Here is a 14,314-nt window from a genome sequence, read left to right on the forward strand (position 1 = left end):
CTTGTAAGGATTTTTTTGAATTATTTATTTTTTTCGCATGAAAACCGGTAATTTTCCGCAAACATTTTGATTTTTTGACAAACCAGGATCAGGCAATTCCTGTAAGCAATAAGTCATTGACTTCCCCGAAAAAACCTTCCTTTCGCACAGTTTGATAAAATCCCATAAAACCTTTCGGTTTTCAGATCGATTGGTCCGAAATCGATAAACCCTCTTCATTCCAAGCTATCGGCGCATTCTATTCCCCTAAATCGACAAGACGTTGTACACTGGAAATACTCGTTAGCTAGTTCATAACTCACCACCGTATTACAATGCTTTATCGAATCCAGATCATCGCTCTCTTGCTTGCTTGGCCCCTGGCTCTACCCGCCTTGGCTTACGAGCGGATAAGCGTCCCACCGGTAGATCAAAGCTTTCGCTATGCCGATCTGCAGGATTTTCGCAATCAGCTGTTAAATTCCGTCACCGCACGGGATACGGAAAGCGTAATCCGTATGACGACGAGGGATATTTATCTGAGTCATGGTGGCCATTCGGGACATGACGATTTACGGCAAATGCTAAAAGCAGAAACCTATTGGGCGGACCTGGAGAGAGCTATTCGCTTGGGCGGCGTTTTTGGAGAGACAGAAGAGTTCAGGAATAAAGCCCCATTTTATGCTCCTTATATCACCGCACTGGAAAACGATTCTCCGTTAAATCCATTTGAGGTATATGTGGTAACCGGTCAGCATGTTCGAGTACGAAGCGGGCCAGGCACAAACCATGCAATTATCGGACGATTGAGTTACGAAGTCGTCAGATCACGACAGTTCGATAAAACTTCGATGCAAAACTTATCCGAACAGGGCGACCATGCCTGGCTGCCGGTTGAAATGCCGCAAAACGGTCAGGACGGATGGATATCTAACCGCTACCTTTACCCTCTTGCCGGAACCAGAATGCGTTTTATTTTTGACGGTCAAAGATGGCTGATCGATATGATTGTCAGTGGTGACTAAGTTTTCAGGAGAAAAATGATGAGTTATAAAATCCGAGAATTATCCGATTATTTACTGCCGGAAAACCCTTTTTCCAGCAAGGTCAATGCGATTGTCCATGACGAATACCAGCGCGCCGAACAAGCTCCCAGCGACGACATCAAGCGAGAAATTGACGACGGTCTCTATCTGGCGGTTAAGAAAAGAATGAAACGCCGTCAGTACGAAAGCGATACCCAGACCTACATTATCGGCCTGCTCCGGGATCTTGAAGATGCCGAAAATGAATTCGGTCAAATCGCTTTTGAGAGCGAAACGACCCGTTCCACCTTTCGCAACTTAAGAACCGGGCTTTTATCTCTGCTCAACTGATTCAACCAACTCAAGTAACGTATTTGATCACTGCTTTGCACACACAAAAAGATATACCAGGGACATCCAATGAGAATTTCGACAGGACTCGCACTTTTAATCTGTATGGCTCTTAGCACAACGGTTCAAGCAGTCAGTTGCTCGCAATCCAACCTTGACGACGCCGTTTTTTACGAAAACAAACTAGGCGATTACTACAACGATGCTATCGATATATATCAAGAGTCGTGCAAGTATGAGATTCACTACAATCGAGGTAATGCAGAGAGCATTAAACAGGCAATCTCTCAACTGAATGAAATTGTAAATGAAACGAACAGAGCCCTAAAAAAAGTTGAAAAAGCGCGAAAATATTATAAAAAAGCGAGCGATCTCTACTATGACCTACACGAAGCATGCGACGGCAGTAATTCCGACAATATGTATGACAACTACAGCGAACTATATGACTGGGCCAATGACGACACCCTTTACGGTGACAACGATCTAAGAGACGAGCTTGTCAAATGTCGCAAGAAAGCAAAAGGCAGCATTAAAGAACTGAACGATCTGAAACAAGGATTATAACCTAACCAGGAACCTTACCGCCGCACTCCTCTCTATCCATCACCAGCGGCGCAGCAGGACCAACCCATCCAGGAGGGTGAAACGGTCGTTCACGTTCGAAAATCAAACGGCAACCGTTATCCAAGTAAATAATGAAGTCTTCGTAATCGATTCCCTTGACCCGCTCGCCAAGCCTACCATGATCTGCAATATATTCATCAAGATTATCCCTATCTTTGCCTGCTTGAATCCACGGAGGGAGAGCGGACAAAGCCCGAGAGCTACTCAACAAAAGGAGTAAAAAGATCACTAATCTCATTCTCTCCACCCTGCGAATGATTTTGTGCAATGGCATGCACTCAGCCGGCTGTTGTTATCCGAGAGAGTTTGAGTGAGCTAATGCAAAGTAAGGCTACTTTTTCACCCACTTTCCATCGACTTTAATATAGTGGCCGGACGAAGTTTTCTGAATCGCTTTCTTTCCTGCCAAAGCTTCGACATCCGACAGTTTCAGCTTATGTTCTTTAGCCATTTTCTGATACTGCTCTTTGCGAGCCTTATTGATTAAGGAAACGATATTTTTCGCATCATTCTTATTTTTGACTACGCCTAAGTAACCATCCGGCTGTTCGCCAACCAGACCCTCTTGCTTGGTCTGTCCGAGTTTTGACATGGCTTCCGACAAACTCATAGCAAACGCATTCTGGCTCATCGCCAGCAGTAAACTCGCAATCAATACAGATAACAATTTAAATTTTTTCATTAAACTCTCTCCTTAAAACAGACCACTGGATTTACTGAACATATCGTCAAGCTCTTTATCGATCTTGATCAGAATTTCATGCTGAATTTTAACATTCAGGTTAATGTTAATTGGTTCTTTGGGTAATTCTACCTGGACCGCTGGAGTACAGGCAGTCATAACGCCGAAACTCAAACCAACCGCCAGTATTTGCAAAAGTCCTGGCAACTTGCTGATAACGAACATAAACTGCGCTCCCTTTGATTTTGTCGATAGATTCGACAAATTTTTACCGTTAAAAAAAGTGTAGCAGAATTGATAATTTGCATGGATATAAAAAATATCCGCAAGACTAAGGTTCGGCTACTTTATCCGCTACTGATTACTGTTTAACCGGTTTTGTAATTTCTCCTGAATACGTTTTTGGATGGTGTTACTGATCTGACTGCTGATCTGCATACTGGTAATCAAAGCCGGCAGATCTTCCTCGATCTGAATATTGAAATTGACCTGCCTGCCTCTTTCCACTTTCGGGTTATTGCCTTGCAGACGAAGCTTAAGATGGAGTTTTTGGTTTTCATCCAGTGAAATTCGCGAATCGAGCACTTTGTAGTGAAAATCCTCCAAAAGATTTAATGCCAGCTCCATGCTTTTATGCGTCTGTTTTAATGCCGAAGAGTCGGCCTGGTATTGCAAAACGCCCCCCGGATCCGAGGCATACAGACGCCCGTCAGCAATGAAAAAGACCGGCTTTTTATTCGACCTGTTTGACAGATCAAGCGAAAACGGCAACCTGCCCTGCAGTAATCCTGTGCCTTGGATTTCACTGGACGGATACTGCTGGAGCAACGCTTGTAAATTGATATTGTCCAGCAGGAGTTCTGCCGAAACCGGTTGATTGAGCTGTAGCACTCTTGGAGCCAAACGCGCCTTTCCATCAAAAACCTGTACTTCGGCTTTTTGCAAATCGACTTCGGTTGCCTGCCAGTCAAAAAGTGGCGTTCGCATTTCCGCTACAACCTCGATCGGTCCGACAATCAGGCCGTGATTGGCCTCTTCGACATCCAATTTTTCGATCCTTGTTTGCACACGGCCTTTGGTCAGATGCAAACGGCTGTCCAGATTCAGCTTTTTAAACTCGGTCTCGTTATAAATGCCATCGATACCGCTAAGCGTAATATCGCTCTGGGCACTTAGAAAGTTTTGCAGGTATTTACGGAAGTCAGTGCTTGAAGACATGCCTCTCAACGCAAGCTGAAACCGGCCTTTTGCCGACAGTTTCCCCGCAGACGCACTCAACAATTCTGGCCAGCTGACAAACGTCTCGCTAAAAGGATTGCCGACTAAAAAGTACTGGTCGGCCAACTTCCAAGTTGCTTGCAAAGTTCGCGGCTGATAGTCGACGACATGCTCCACTTGAATACCGGCCGCATTCGCAAGCTGACCATTTAAGCGCGCGCTTTTCAAAGAATCCAGAGAAGTTGCAACTTGAGCCGTGATTTTGCCCTTAGCGCTCCAGGATTGCGGATGCAATTGACTGTGCTTGATGTTTTTAACCAGCCCCTGATACTGTGCAGTAAACTGCTTAAACGGTTTCGTTTCCTGCTGTGGTGCCTGCAGACGGATTTTCCGAAGCGTAAGATTCACCCCCTCCAATGCAACTTCCGGATTACGAAAATCAGCATCAAATCTTAGCTTTTCCCCGTGAATATCCAGCACCTTCAATGCCTGTTGGATATCGTCAATTGCCACTTGAAACGCTTCAAGCTGCAATTTCCGGATTTTTAACGACTGCTTGCCTTTTTTAAGTTGCCCGGAGAGATTGGCTTGGTGCACCTTAATCGCCGCGGCTTTGGAATTTAATCGCCCGCTCAATCGAATGTCCGATTTGAAATCAATCAAACGCTGTTGTGGCGTTAAATTTAAATGTGCATTTTGTAAATTAAGCTTCGCTTCGCCAAGTTCCACAGTTGGCGACTCATTAAACAAAATAACGCCATTGCTTTGCAGGCTGAGTTTTTCATTCTGCGGTGACACTGCACCCGATTCTTCCAGCAGGCTGACGACACTCAGTTGAAACGGCAATTGCCGAAGCGAATCGTCCGGGTCTTGCTGCGCACTTTGCAATGTGAACTGCAGAGCATTGAACTTCCAGCCTTGGGCGGAAAGCCAGTCGGGTTTCTTCAACTGCTCGGCAATGCCGTCCGTTTTGACGGCGTAGTGTTTGATTTTTCCATTTTTAAGCGTGAAACTGCCCTGTATATTTCCATGCACCGAAGCAACGCCAGAAAGAGAAATCGGCCGGTTTATTTTGAGCGATACATCGGAGGACAAATCCACCTGCCGCAACAGATCTGAATCTGTGTCAGTGGCGACAAATCGGTCCAGATCCAACTTCCCTTTCCCAATCAGTTCAAAATCTCCCCCGACATCTTTTACTTCTTCTGCATACCAATCAATCGGAAAAAAAGGAGATAGCTGCGCAACCAACTCTTCTTCCACTAACGGCTTGGGACTCCAACGGTTATAGAGTTTTAACAACCCGAACCATTCATCGGTTAACTCTCGGCGGGAATCTTTCGCGGTTTGCATCCGCGGCAGTTGGCCATGCACTTTGCTGCTGATCTGCAGAAAATTTTTGCCTTGTTCTTCCAAACTACGGCCTGTAAGAACCACAGAGATAGCTAAACCATCGTTTTGCACCGTCTGAGCCGATTTAAGTCGGCTATTGATCGAGAACTCGAATGGGGGTGATCCAGAATGAAACGGCACCCGCAGTTGCGACTGACTTTGCAGTTCCACAGTCGGTATGGCCGAATCCTTTCCATCCAAAGAAAGCTGAAGCCGTAATTGATCCTGCGTGGTTGCGGCCTTTAGCTGCAAGGTCGCTTGCAATTCACATTCCCCGGCAGGACAAGCCGTTATGAAACTTGCGTGCTTAATTTCAATTTCGCTCGGTACCAAGGCAAGAATGGGACTTTGCGATAAAGCTGCCAGCTGTTGTTTTAAGGAATCCACCAAACGAGAGAAATGAAACGTACTTTCACTCGCAGACGCTGCGACTTCACCATTGATAACACGAATCTGAAGTTGCTCGATACTCAGTTTGTCGATGCTTTGTCGCTTAGAGAGAAGATCTTTACTTTGAGACTCTGTAACGGCGTTAACAAAACCCGCCTCGCTGCTGACCTTCAAACCAAGTAACTTGATCAAATAACGGTCTTGATAACGAAACTCGAGCTTTTCTATTCCCAGGGTCTGATTATCCAGCTCGGCCAGGCGCCAGTCGATCAACTCGATATTCCGCTCTTTTATCTGCCGATCTATCTGGCTACCGATTAACAGAGCAGAAAAACCCCCTGCCGCAACGATAATCGACAGTAATAGCAATACGAAGATGACAGCGAGACGACGGACACGCATAAAAGACTCTCAGACCAAATACACCTTAGTTCAGCCGGTTCAATGCACTTTGTTCAATACATAATAAACAAAGTTATGATTCCGTTCTTTAACTTGAAGCAAGTACTATCAAAACACCTCAAAACAGCCATGTAAACTCATCAATAACATCCATTATCAGCTTACACTTTTGCTCTCAATGAATAAAACCTGCATATCGCTATAGACAAGCTCCATATATCCGTTCTGAAATGCAATGAACAAAGCCAGGCATGAATCACCTTTATACGCTTTTACAAAAGGAGGCGGGAGTGAATTTCTATCAGCGGGTTATTGTCCGGCACTATGTGCAAAAAGAGTTGAATCTGGTATTGTTATTCTTCAATCAACTACAGATAAGTTATCACTATATTCAGCGTTATCTAGAAGCTTAACAACAGATGAATATGGCAACTGATCCTCCTTCCTCCACTGTTAATAAGTGGTGAATTTATTGTATGAATTTGTGGAAAAATTAAATGTTTGAAAAAAACTCGAATGACTACATTGCTGAATTTACGCCATTAGAAAAAGCCGAAGCTTTATTTGATGAATTAGTTAAATGGTATGGCGATGCCGAAAAAAAGGAAATCAGAGCGGCAGCGAAACTGCTTATCGTATCTTTGGAAAAATTTTCTGTCTACGGCGGCCATCAGTGGTCTTCTCTGGTAATGGAATATGTTAATACACTGAAATACGATCCGGAAAAATTTCAAAAAATCATTGAATCGAATAGAGGTGAATTAAAGAATAAAACAACCGATCTTATACAGTAGCCGGTTTTAATAAATATTTATCTGACTGCGTGTCTTTTAGCATCTGGGCAAAATTACTCGTGAGTCTGGGAAGAGAGAAGAACTCGTCAAAGATACTATTTTTGTGCTTCTCTTTCATCTGTTCCGAAATTTCGAAAAACGCTTTCGCGTTCTCAACCGTCACAACCAGAGGAGCGAAACCTTCTCGGACAAGAAGGTAGCTTGACACCAGAGTCGCAACCCGGTGATTCCCTTCTAAAAAAAGCTGCGGTTGAGCAACCATGTAACAAAAAACCCCTGCGGCTTTTTTCCATACACTTGTATCGTCATTCAACTCAAGCCATTCCATTAAGCCGCCAATACCGCCGTCTTTTGCTTCATAGAAATGCTGTTGAGTCGCTTTGAACTGATTATTTTGCTCGTTCGCGCTAGTTTGCGCACTATGAAAAAGCACAATATTGTCGAGTTCTAACAAGGCATGGGAATTACCGACCTCAAACAGATTAAAATCGTCAACCAAATAGGCATCAATTTTTGCGTAACCGGCAAGAAAGTTTTCGATGGCTTCGTCTGACAAGGGGGATCTATGTACAGATAACTGAGAATTGATATGCTGAAAATTACGTTGAACGTCGACTAAGCTCGATCTGATGGCGTCAATATTAAGATAATTCATATGTTAGCTATCAAACCGAATTTAGCGACTAATGTAAAGAAAATCTACATAAAATTAACTGAATTCGCCTCGGACGTATTCTTTGGTTAACTCTTGCTCAGGATCTTCAAATACCTTTCGGGTTTCATTCATTTCAACCAGGTAACCGGTACGACCACCTTTGGAAATGTCGACACCCATGAACGCTGTTACATCAGCAACACGTGTTGCCTGCTGCATGTTGTGCGTTACCAGTGCAACGGTATAGTCTTCTTTCAGTTCTACCATCAACTCTTCAATCTGACGGGTTGCAATCGGATCAAGTGCCGAAGCAGGTTCATCCATTAGCAGAACATCCGGTTCGGTGGCAATAGCGCGTGCGATACACAGACGCTGCTGCTGACCACCTGATAGAGACAAACCGCTGTTTTTCAATTTGTCTTTTACATCATTCCAGATCGCAGCACGTTTAAGCGCTTTAACCACCATCTCTTCTTCGTCACCTTTGTAGTTGTTTAGTCGAAGACCAAATGCAACGTTGTCGTAGATGCTCATTGAGAAAGGGTTAGGCAGCTGGAATACCATACCGATATAGCGTCTAACAATGACCGGATCGACTTTTTTATCATAGATATCATGATCGTGATATTGCACCTTACCGTCAAAACGGAAAGACTCAACCAAGTCGTTCATACGGTTCATACTTCTTAGCACCGTACTTTTACCACAACCAGACGGTCCGATAAAACCGGTTACCTTGTTTTTTTCAATTGGAATTCTAGAATCTCTAACCGCTCTAAAATCACCATAATAGATATTTTTCACATCACAGTCGATTACAACCGGGCCTTTAGGCTCATAAGGCGTCGCAATAAAATCACCTTGGTGTGTCAGGGTATCCATCACTTTATCATCAATCAAACTCATAACTTAAACCTCAAAATACTCTTAAAATTTGGATCTGCCGACGATACGCGCCAGTATATTAAAGAAAAGAACCATTACAACTAACGCTAAAGATGCCGCCCAAGCCAATTCAATTTGGTTTTCAAATGGCATACCTGAGAAGTTATAGATCAGGATAGAGAGTGACGCAGTCGGTTCGGCCAGTTCAGCCATGTAGTAGTTACTGAACAGAGCGGTAAATAGCAACGGAGCAGATTCCCCTGCTGCACCGGCAACGGCAAGAATAACCCCGGTCAAAATGCCCGGCATCCCTGTCGGTAAAATTACCTTGAAGATGACTTGTGTACGGGTACAACCCATACCGAAAGCGGCATCTCTCATTCTCTGTGGAACTTGTCGCATTGCCTCTTCTGCAGCAAGGGTAACGGTTGGCAGCATTAAAACGGCAAGCGCCACACCACCAGCCCAGGCCGAGTAGGTTTTAGTTGTGATTACCAGAATCGCATAAACGAAAACACCAGCAAGAATCGAAGGGAAACCAGTCAACACTTTTGCCAGAAAACGAGAGGTTGTCGCTAATTTACTTTGCGGTTCAAGAATCGATAGGTAGACAGCGGCCAGAACACCAACTGGAATACTGATCGCCGAAGCAATCCCGACCATGACAAGCGTACCGACAATCGCATTACCGAAACCACCGCCGGTTTCAAAACCGGCTGGAGGCAATGCGGTAATCGCTTCCCAGTCCAGTCGAGCTCCACCCTCAACGATCAGCATGTAGATCACCGAGAAAAGCGGAATACTTGCCAAAATGACCAAGCCCCAAACCATTGCGGTTAACAGAAAACTTTTAATCGCACGCGCTTCATAAAGGTTTTTTTCAAGCTTGGGTAGAACCACCTTTGGCGGCATCATTTGTTCATTCACTTCGCTCATTTTTTACCCTCAAACTTACGCATGGTATATTGCTGTACCGCAAGACCAAGCAAGTTAACAACTAACGTAATTGCAAGAAGTACCAAAGCCGCATACATCAGTGCTTGAATTTCAATTTGACCCGCTTCCGGGAAAGTCGATGCCAACAGAGATGCAAGTGTATTGGCCGGATCGAACAGGGACAGACTGATGTTATTAACATTACCAATTAACATCGCCAGCGCCATTGTCTCACCTAAAGCACGACCAAAACCAAGAACTAAACCGGCCAAGATACCGGATGATGCTGTAGGCAACATCACTTTCAGGATAACTTCCCACTTGGTTGCGCCCATACCGTAAGCCGCTTCTTTAACCTTGTACGGAATGCGACGGAAGGCATCAGTCGAAATTGCTGCAACAGTCGGTAGTACCATGATGGCCAAAACCAGAGCTGCAGGTGCCAGACCCGGCCCGCCCAATTCCGTGCTAAATAATGGGAACCAACCCAGAGTTTCATGCAGCCATTGCGCAACGGGAACCAACATGGGGATCAATACATAAATCCCCCATAAACCGTAAACAACCGAAGGGATTGCGGCCAAAAGTTCAATAATAGTTCTAAAGGTGACTTCCATTTTGGCATGGACAAAACCTTGGGTTAAAAAGATCGCGATACCAACCCCAAAGGTTCCGCCGATAATCAATGCAATCAAAGAACTGTACAGCGTTCCCCAAATTTCAGGTAAAACACCGAATTCTTCTTCACTTGCATTCCAGGTCGTTCCGGTAATAAAACCAAAACCGTGCGTTTGAATTGCCGGTAACGCTTGAACACCCAGTTCAAAAACGATATAGGCAACTAATAAAACAATCGACAAGGCACCAAAATACGCTAAATATCGAAATGCAGAGTCTCTTAAAAAATCTGCTTGCGATGGCGGCATGGACAGCGTTTTATCGCTAGCACTCGCTTTAAAAGGATCAAAAATCATAAAACAACCTATTAACTAAATTTTGAAAAGACTAAATGCGAAAGGTGCAAGCCCCTGATGGAAGAGACCTGCACCTTCATAATCAAACCGAAAAGTCTGTTTAATTAGTTAACGAATTTAAGAACAGCGCGGTTTTTTTCAACAACCGCTTCTGGTAGTGGGATATAACCCATAGAGTCTGAAGATTTCTGACCGGTTGTTAGCATGTATTCGATTAGATCGCGAATCGCTTTTGCTTTCGCGTCATCTTGTTCTTTATACACTAGCAACCAAGTGAAAGAAGCGATTGGGTAAGCGTCAGCACCACTAGGATCCGTCGCCCAACCACGTAGATCAGGAACATCGCTGTTAGGTAGGTTACCTTCAGGGAAAGGAGTCGTTGCTAGAGCAGCCGCACCGGTTTTATCACCCGCTTCAACATAATTACCAGCTTGGTTTTGAAGCTCTGCAGTTGGAGACTTAGTCAGTTTAGCGAAACCGTATTCGATATAACCGATTGCACCAACAGTTTGTTTGATCGTTGCAGTTACACCATCATTTTTAGGTGCTTTAACGATTTTTGCATCTTTTGGCCAGTTTGGAGACTTAGCCGTACCAACCATTTCTTTAAAGTCAGCATTAATTGCAGTCAAATGTTGAGAGAATACATAAGAAGTACCACTTGAGTCAGAACGAACAACAACAGTGATCTCTTTGTTAGGAAGTTTAACACCTGGGTTAGCGGCTACGATCTTAGGATCGTTCCACATTTTTACCTTACCAGTGAAAATCTCTGGGTAAACATCGCGAGGAAGTTTTAGCGTTTTAACACCTGGTAGATTGTAAGAAAGAACCACTTCACCAGCAGTCATAGGAATTAGTACAACACCACGCTCAACTTGCGCGATTTCGCTGTCTTTCATTGCGGCATCACTTGCTGCGAAATCAACTGTGCCGTTGATGAAATCACGGATACCGGCACCAGAACCTTTTGATTGATAGTCAACACGCACACCATCAGTTGCCTTGCTGTAGTCCTTAAACCACTTCATGTAAAGAGGAGCAGGGAAACTTGCGCCAGAACCGATTAATTTTAGCTCATCCGCCTTAACAGCAGAAGAAGCCATTACACCAACCATTGCACCAACAGCTAAAAGATGCTTAAAATTGAATTTCATTGAAAACTCCTAAAATTTGACAAAAAATCCTCACCAAATACGTAAAAGTCGCATTCGATTAAAATTAATACATGGCTTTTAAGCTTTTGTTGTGATCGTCTAAAAATCAAAAATTTTCAACTAAACAACAGTGGAAGCTTCGACATGGTGAAAGGATAAAGCAGTTGATCGCTGTGTTTGTGAAGCTTTTGTTACTGAGAAAGATAATCAATTGGCGGCATGGAGGCAGTTCTGTATAAGTTCAAACCCGACAAACGTCGGTGTTGATGCATTCAATCAGATACCCCCGTCTTTCGGTGAGTAATGAAAAGTTCGAATTCACTGATTCAGACCACGCCCAAGCAAAGAAAAGAATCGACTCAAAAACGGTTAACCGCCTGAAGAATCAATCGTAGCGAATTCATGTGATTCATAGAGATTGTCATTGAACGATCACTATGAATCACGCTGACTCAGCTAATGTTTAGTTGAAACTTATGAATATTGCTCAATCAGCCATTGCTGGGCAGAAAAAGCGTCTTCATCCGGCTGACACGCTTTCTGCACATAGCTGCCGTCTTCTTGCAGAAGCCACGCCCCCTGATTATCTTGCAAATAGATTTCCAAGCCTTCTTTGTAGATTTTCTGGAAATACTCTTCGTCTAGAATCGGGAAACAGGTTTCGACGCGTGACAACAAGTTTCGGCTCATCCAGTCCGCACTTGAACAGAATAATTCCGGCTTGTCGCCATCATTCAGAAAATAATAAACACGGTGATGTTCCAGGAAACGACCGATAATACTTGTGACACGGATATTTTCCGACATCCCTTCCACGCCTGGGCGCAAACTGCAAATACCACGAACAATCAAATCGATCTGCACACCCGCTTGCGATGCCTCATAAAGTGCATCGATCACGCCTTTTTCTTGCAAACCGTTCATCTTAGCGATGATTCGAGCAGGCTTCCCTTGACGGGCATTCTCCGCTTCGCGGGCGATGCGATCTAGCATCCCGGAACGCAAGCTGAACGGAGATTGCAGAACCAATTCCAGGTTTTTGGTATCACCCAGACTGGTCAACTGCTGGAAGATCTTGGCGACATCTCGACCTATGGTCTGGTTAGCGGTCATTAAACCGAAATCCGTATAAAAACGCGTGGTGATATGGTGATAGTTTCCGGTTCCCATATGAACATAATGGCGCAACTGATCGCCCGATTCACGGCGGACAACCAGAATCATCTTCGCATGAGTCTTATAGCCAACCACACCATAAACCACATTCACTCCGGCATCCTGCAAACGGTTTGCCTGGATAATATTATTGTCTTCATCGAAGCGAGCTCGCAGTTCAACTACCGCCGTGACTTCTTTACCATTTTGTGCAGCTCTCTTCAAAGCATCGATAATTGCCGACTTTTCGCCGGTTCGGTATAACGTCATCCTAATCACTAACACATTCGGATCATCAGCGGCTTGCTGCAAGAAATCGATAACAGGCCCGAAAGATTCGTATGGATGATGTAACAGAATGTCCTTTTTGGCGATCTGATCGAACAAGGTCAGCGCAGCTTTCTTTTTGGTAAAGACTTTAAAAGGCGACGTCGAATGCATATCGACGGTTTTAAGCTGTCTTTGAGAATAAGGTTCAAAACACAAATGCGGTGCATCAATCAAATCAGGAATCGCATTTAAACGGTGTAAGTTAACCGGCCCATTCACACGGAACACCTGATTTTCGTCCAGATTAAACTGCTCCAGTAGGTATTGGTACATCAGCTGAGGACATTGATCGGAAACTTCAAGACGAATCGCCCCGCCATAGTGTCTGCCACTCAACTCTCCCTGTAACGCCGTCATAATATCGTCAACCTCTTCTTCATCCACAAACAGGTTGGTATTGCGAGTTACACGGAATTGATGACACCCTGTCACTTCCATTCCAGGGAATAAACTGGAAACGAATTCATGCAGGATCGACGACAAAAACACAAAATCATTTTCACCATCCGTTGCCTCTTTCGGCAGCTTGATAACACGCGGTAGAGATCGAGGAACCTGAACGACAGCCAGCGCATTTGAACGTCCGAACGCATCTTTGCCTTCCAAAGAGACTATAAAATGCAGACTCTTGTTCATAATACGCGGGAAGGGATGCGACGGATCGATTCCGCGAGGCGTGAGCACCGGCTGAAGAGACTTTGTGAAATATTCTTTCAACCATTGTTTTTGTACCGCAGTCCAGTTTGCACGGCGTACGAAACGAATGTTTTCTTTCTCCAATTCGGGAATCAGCACTTCATTCAAGGTGTGATACTGTTCTGCAACCAACCCTTGCGCCTTTTCCAAAAGCATATCGATCGCGAACTTAGGCTGCATCTCATCCGGCTTGGTTCTCGCCGTCGGATCTAATAACTGCTCATACAAACTGGCAAGTCTTACCTCGAAAAATTCGTCCATATTACTGCTGGAGATACAAAGGAATTTCAGGCGTTCAAGAAGAGGCACCTCTTCTTTTTTCGCTTGCTCAAGCACTCGTCTATTAAATTCCAATAGACTCGACTCTTGGTTGATATATTGTGTTTGTGGAGAATGTTCCATCATTATTCAATCCTTATAGATCCATCTGGCCTGCAGATAAGCAACAAGCTCTTTACAAAATATTGCCTTTAGAGATATCAGCCCTGAACGCAGCTGTCGGCCCTAGCGCATAGAACCGAAATTAACGCCAAATTAAAGTGTGATTACCAGCACCGGAAAAGCAATAGAAGACGTAATCACGACTGCCTGCGAATAAACCAGGCAAAAAATCGGCTCCCGTTAAAAGCCAGTCAAAGTTGGCATCGACAAAAACACACTGATCCG

15 protein-coding genes are annotated in these 14,314 nt (G+C 44.3%); 5 read left to right on the forward strand and 10 right to left on the reverse strand.

The window, feature by feature from the left end; translation table 11 throughout:
• Positions 1–314: 314 nt before the first annotated feature.
• The 3 genes from H8792_RS06920 to H8792_RS06930 all read left to right on the forward strand — a co-directional run bounded on the left by H8792_RS06920 (position 315) and on the right by H8792_RS06930 (position 1,922).
• The gene (locus H8792_RS06920) at positions 315–1,004 is read left to right on the forward strand and encodes an SH3 domain-containing protein (protein WP_185978219.1); all 690 of its coding nucleotides are present in this window, start codon (positions 315–317) and stop codon (positions 1,002–1,004) included.
• An 18-nt stretch (positions 1,005–1,022) separates the two neighbouring features.
• Complete coding sequence (locus H8792_RS06925; RefSeq protein WP_185978220.1) at positions 1,023–1,355, forward strand: hypothetical protein; 333 nt, start codon at positions 1,023–1,025, stop codon at positions 1,353–1,355.
• A 69-nt stretch (positions 1,356–1,424) separates the two neighbouring features.
• On the forward strand, positions 1,425–1,922 hold the full coding sequence (locus H8792_RS06930) for a hypothetical protein (RefSeq protein ID WP_185978221.1): 498 nt from the start codon (positions 1,425–1,427) through the stop codon (positions 1,920–1,922).
• 1 nt (position 1,923) lies between these two features.
• Here H8792_RS06930 and H8792_RS06935 read toward each other — a convergent pair whose 3' ends face one another.
• The 4 genes from H8792_RS06935 to H8792_RS06950 all read right to left on the reverse strand — a co-directional run bounded on the left by H8792_RS06935 (position 1,924) and on the right by H8792_RS06950 (position 6,066).
• Positions 1,924–2,220, reverse strand: coding sequence for a hypothetical protein (locus H8792_RS06935; protein WP_185978222.1), 297 nt, complete (start codon positions 2,218–2,220; stop codon positions 1,924–1,926).
• A gap of 93 nt (positions 2,221–2,313) precedes the next feature.
• Positions 2,314–2,664 carry a YdbL family protein gene (locus tag H8792_RS06940; RefSeq protein ID WP_185978223.1) on the reverse strand — a complete coding sequence of 117 codons (351 nt, stop codon included), beginning with the start codon at positions 2,662–2,664 and terminating at the stop codon, positions 2,314–2,316.
• Between the two features lie 12 nt (positions 2,665–2,676).
• Complete coding sequence (locus tag H8792_RS06945; RefSeq protein ID WP_185978224.1) at positions 2,677–2,889, reverse strand: YnbE family lipoprotein; 213 nt, start codon at positions 2,887–2,889, stop codon at positions 2,677–2,679.
• A 129-nt stretch (positions 2,890–3,018) separates the two neighbouring features.
• On the reverse strand, positions 3,019–6,066 hold the full coding sequence (locus H8792_RS06950; protein ID WP_185978225.1) for an intermembrane phospholipid transport protein YdbH family protein: 3,048 nt from the start codon (positions 6,064–6,066) through the stop codon (positions 3,019–3,021).
• A gap of 290 nt (positions 6,067–6,356) precedes the next feature.
• Between H8792_RS06950 and H8792_RS12705 the strand changes: the two genes are divergently transcribed.
• Entirely contained in the window at positions 6,357–6,479 is a 123-nt protein-coding gene (locus H8792_RS12705) for a hypothetical protein (RefSeq protein WP_267463319.1), read from the forward strand.
• 84 nt (positions 6,480–6,563) lie between these two features.
• Positions 6,564–6,860: a hypothetical protein gene (locus H8792_RS06955; RefSeq protein ID WP_185978226.1), complete on the forward strand. Its 297-nt coding sequence runs from the start codon at positions 6,564–6,566 to the stop codon at positions 6,858–6,860.
• Here H8792_RS06955 and H8792_RS06960 read toward each other — a convergent pair.
• From H8792_RS06960 to ppk1, 6 genes are all read right to left on the reverse strand, one after another.
• Positions 6,850–7,515, reverse strand: coding sequence for a hypothetical protein (locus H8792_RS06960; RefSeq protein WP_185978227.1), 666 nt, complete (start codon positions 7,513–7,515; stop codon positions 6,850–6,852). The genes H8792_RS06955 and H8792_RS06960 overlap by 11 nt on opposite strands.
• Positions 7,516–7,569: 54 nt before the next feature.
• Positions 7,570–8,421 (reverse strand): phosphate ABC transporter ATP-binding protein PstB, encoded by an 852-nt coding sequence (gene pstB, locus H8792_RS06965; protein WP_228766994.1) that lies wholly within the window; start codon positions 8,419–8,421, stop codon positions 7,570–7,572.
• A gap of 21 nt (positions 8,422–8,442) precedes the next feature.
• A complete protein-coding gene (gene pstA / locus H8792_RS06970) occupies positions 8,443–9,336 on the reverse strand; it encodes a phosphate ABC transporter permease PstA (protein ID WP_185978228.1) in 894 nt (297 codons plus the stop codon).
• A complete protein-coding gene (gene pstC / locus H8792_RS06975) occupies positions 9,333–10,310 on the reverse strand; it encodes a phosphate ABC transporter permease subunit PstC (RefSeq protein ID WP_185978229.1) in 978 nt (325 codons plus the stop codon). Before pstC ends, pstA begins: the two co-directional genes overlap by 4 nt.
• Positions 10,311–10,414: 104 nt before the next feature.
• Positions 10,415–11,467 (reverse strand): phosphate ABC transporter substrate-binding protein PstS, encoded by a 1,053-nt coding sequence (gene pstS, locus H8792_RS06980; RefSeq protein WP_185978230.1) that lies wholly within the window; start codon positions 11,465–11,467, stop codon positions 10,415–10,417.
• A gap of 474 nt (positions 11,468–11,941) precedes the next feature.
• Positions 11,942–14,053 (reverse strand): polyphosphate kinase 1, encoded by a 2,112-nt coding sequence (gene ppk1, locus H8792_RS06985; RefSeq protein ID WP_228766995.1) that lies wholly within the window; start codon positions 14,051–14,053, stop codon positions 11,942–11,944.
• Between the last annotated feature and the right edge of the window lie 261 nt (positions 14,054–14,314).

This window comes from Thiomicrorhabdus heinhorstiae (assembly GCF_013391765.2).
Taxonomy (GTDB): Bacteria; Pseudomonadota; Gammaproteobacteria; order Thiomicrospirales; family Thiomicrospiraceae; genus Thiomicrorhabdus; species Thiomicrorhabdus heinhorstiae.

Bases quoted from the DNA above. Each gene is read 5' to 3' on its own strand.
- pstA (WP_185978228.1), bottom strand. From the start codon at position 9,336: ATGAGCGAAGTGAATGAACAAATGATGCCGCCAAAGGTGGTTCTACCC.
- pstC (WP_185978229.1), bottom strand. From the start codon at position 10,310: ATGATTTTTGATCCTTTTAAAGCGAGTGCTAGCGATAAAACGCTGTCC.
- H8792_RS06960 (WP_185978227.1), bottom strand. From the start codon at position 7,515: ATGAATTATCTTAATATTGACGCCATCAGATCGAGCTTAGTCGACGTT.
- H8792_RS06950 (WP_185978225.1), bottom strand. From the start codon at position 6,066: ATGCGTGTCCGTCGTCTCGCTGTCATCTTCGTATTGCTATTACTGTCG.
- ppk1 (WP_228766995.1), bottom strand. From the start codon at position 14,053: ATGATGGAACATTCTCCACAAACACAATATATCAACCAAGAGTCGAGT.
- pstB (WP_228766994.1), bottom strand. From the start codon at position 8,421: ATGAGTTTGATTGATGATAAAGTGATGGATACCCTGACACACCAAGGT.
- H8792_RS06935 (WP_185978222.1), bottom strand. From the start codon at position 2,220: ATGAGATTAGTGATCTTTTTACTCCTTTTGTTGAGTAGCTCTCGGGCT.
- H8792_RS06940 (WP_185978223.1), bottom strand. From the start codon at position 2,664: ATGAAAAAATTTAAATTGTTATCTGTATTGATTGCGAGTTTACTGCTG.
- H8792_RS06945 (WP_185978224.1), bottom strand. From the start codon at position 2,889: ATGTTCGTTATCAGCAAGTTGCCAGGACTTTTGCAAATACTGGCGGTT.
- H8792_RS06955 (WP_185978226.1), top strand. From the start codon at position 6,564: ATGTTTGAAAAAAACTCGAATGACTACATTGCTGAATTTACGCCATTA.
- H8792_RS06925 (WP_185978220.1), top strand. From the start codon at position 1,023: ATGAGTTATAAAATCCGAGAATTATCCGATTATTTACTGCCGGAAAAC.
- H8792_RS06920 (WP_185978219.1), top strand. From the start codon at position 315: ATGCTTTATCGAATCCAGATCATCGCTCTCTTGCTTGCTTGGCCCCTG.
- H8792_RS06930 (WP_185978221.1), top strand. From the start codon at position 1,425: ATGAGAATTTCGACAGGACTCGCACTTTTAATCTGTATGGCTCTTAGC.
- pstS (WP_185978230.1), bottom strand. From the start codon at position 11,467: ATGAAATTCAATTTTAAGCATCTTTTAGCTGTTGGTGCAATGGTTGGT.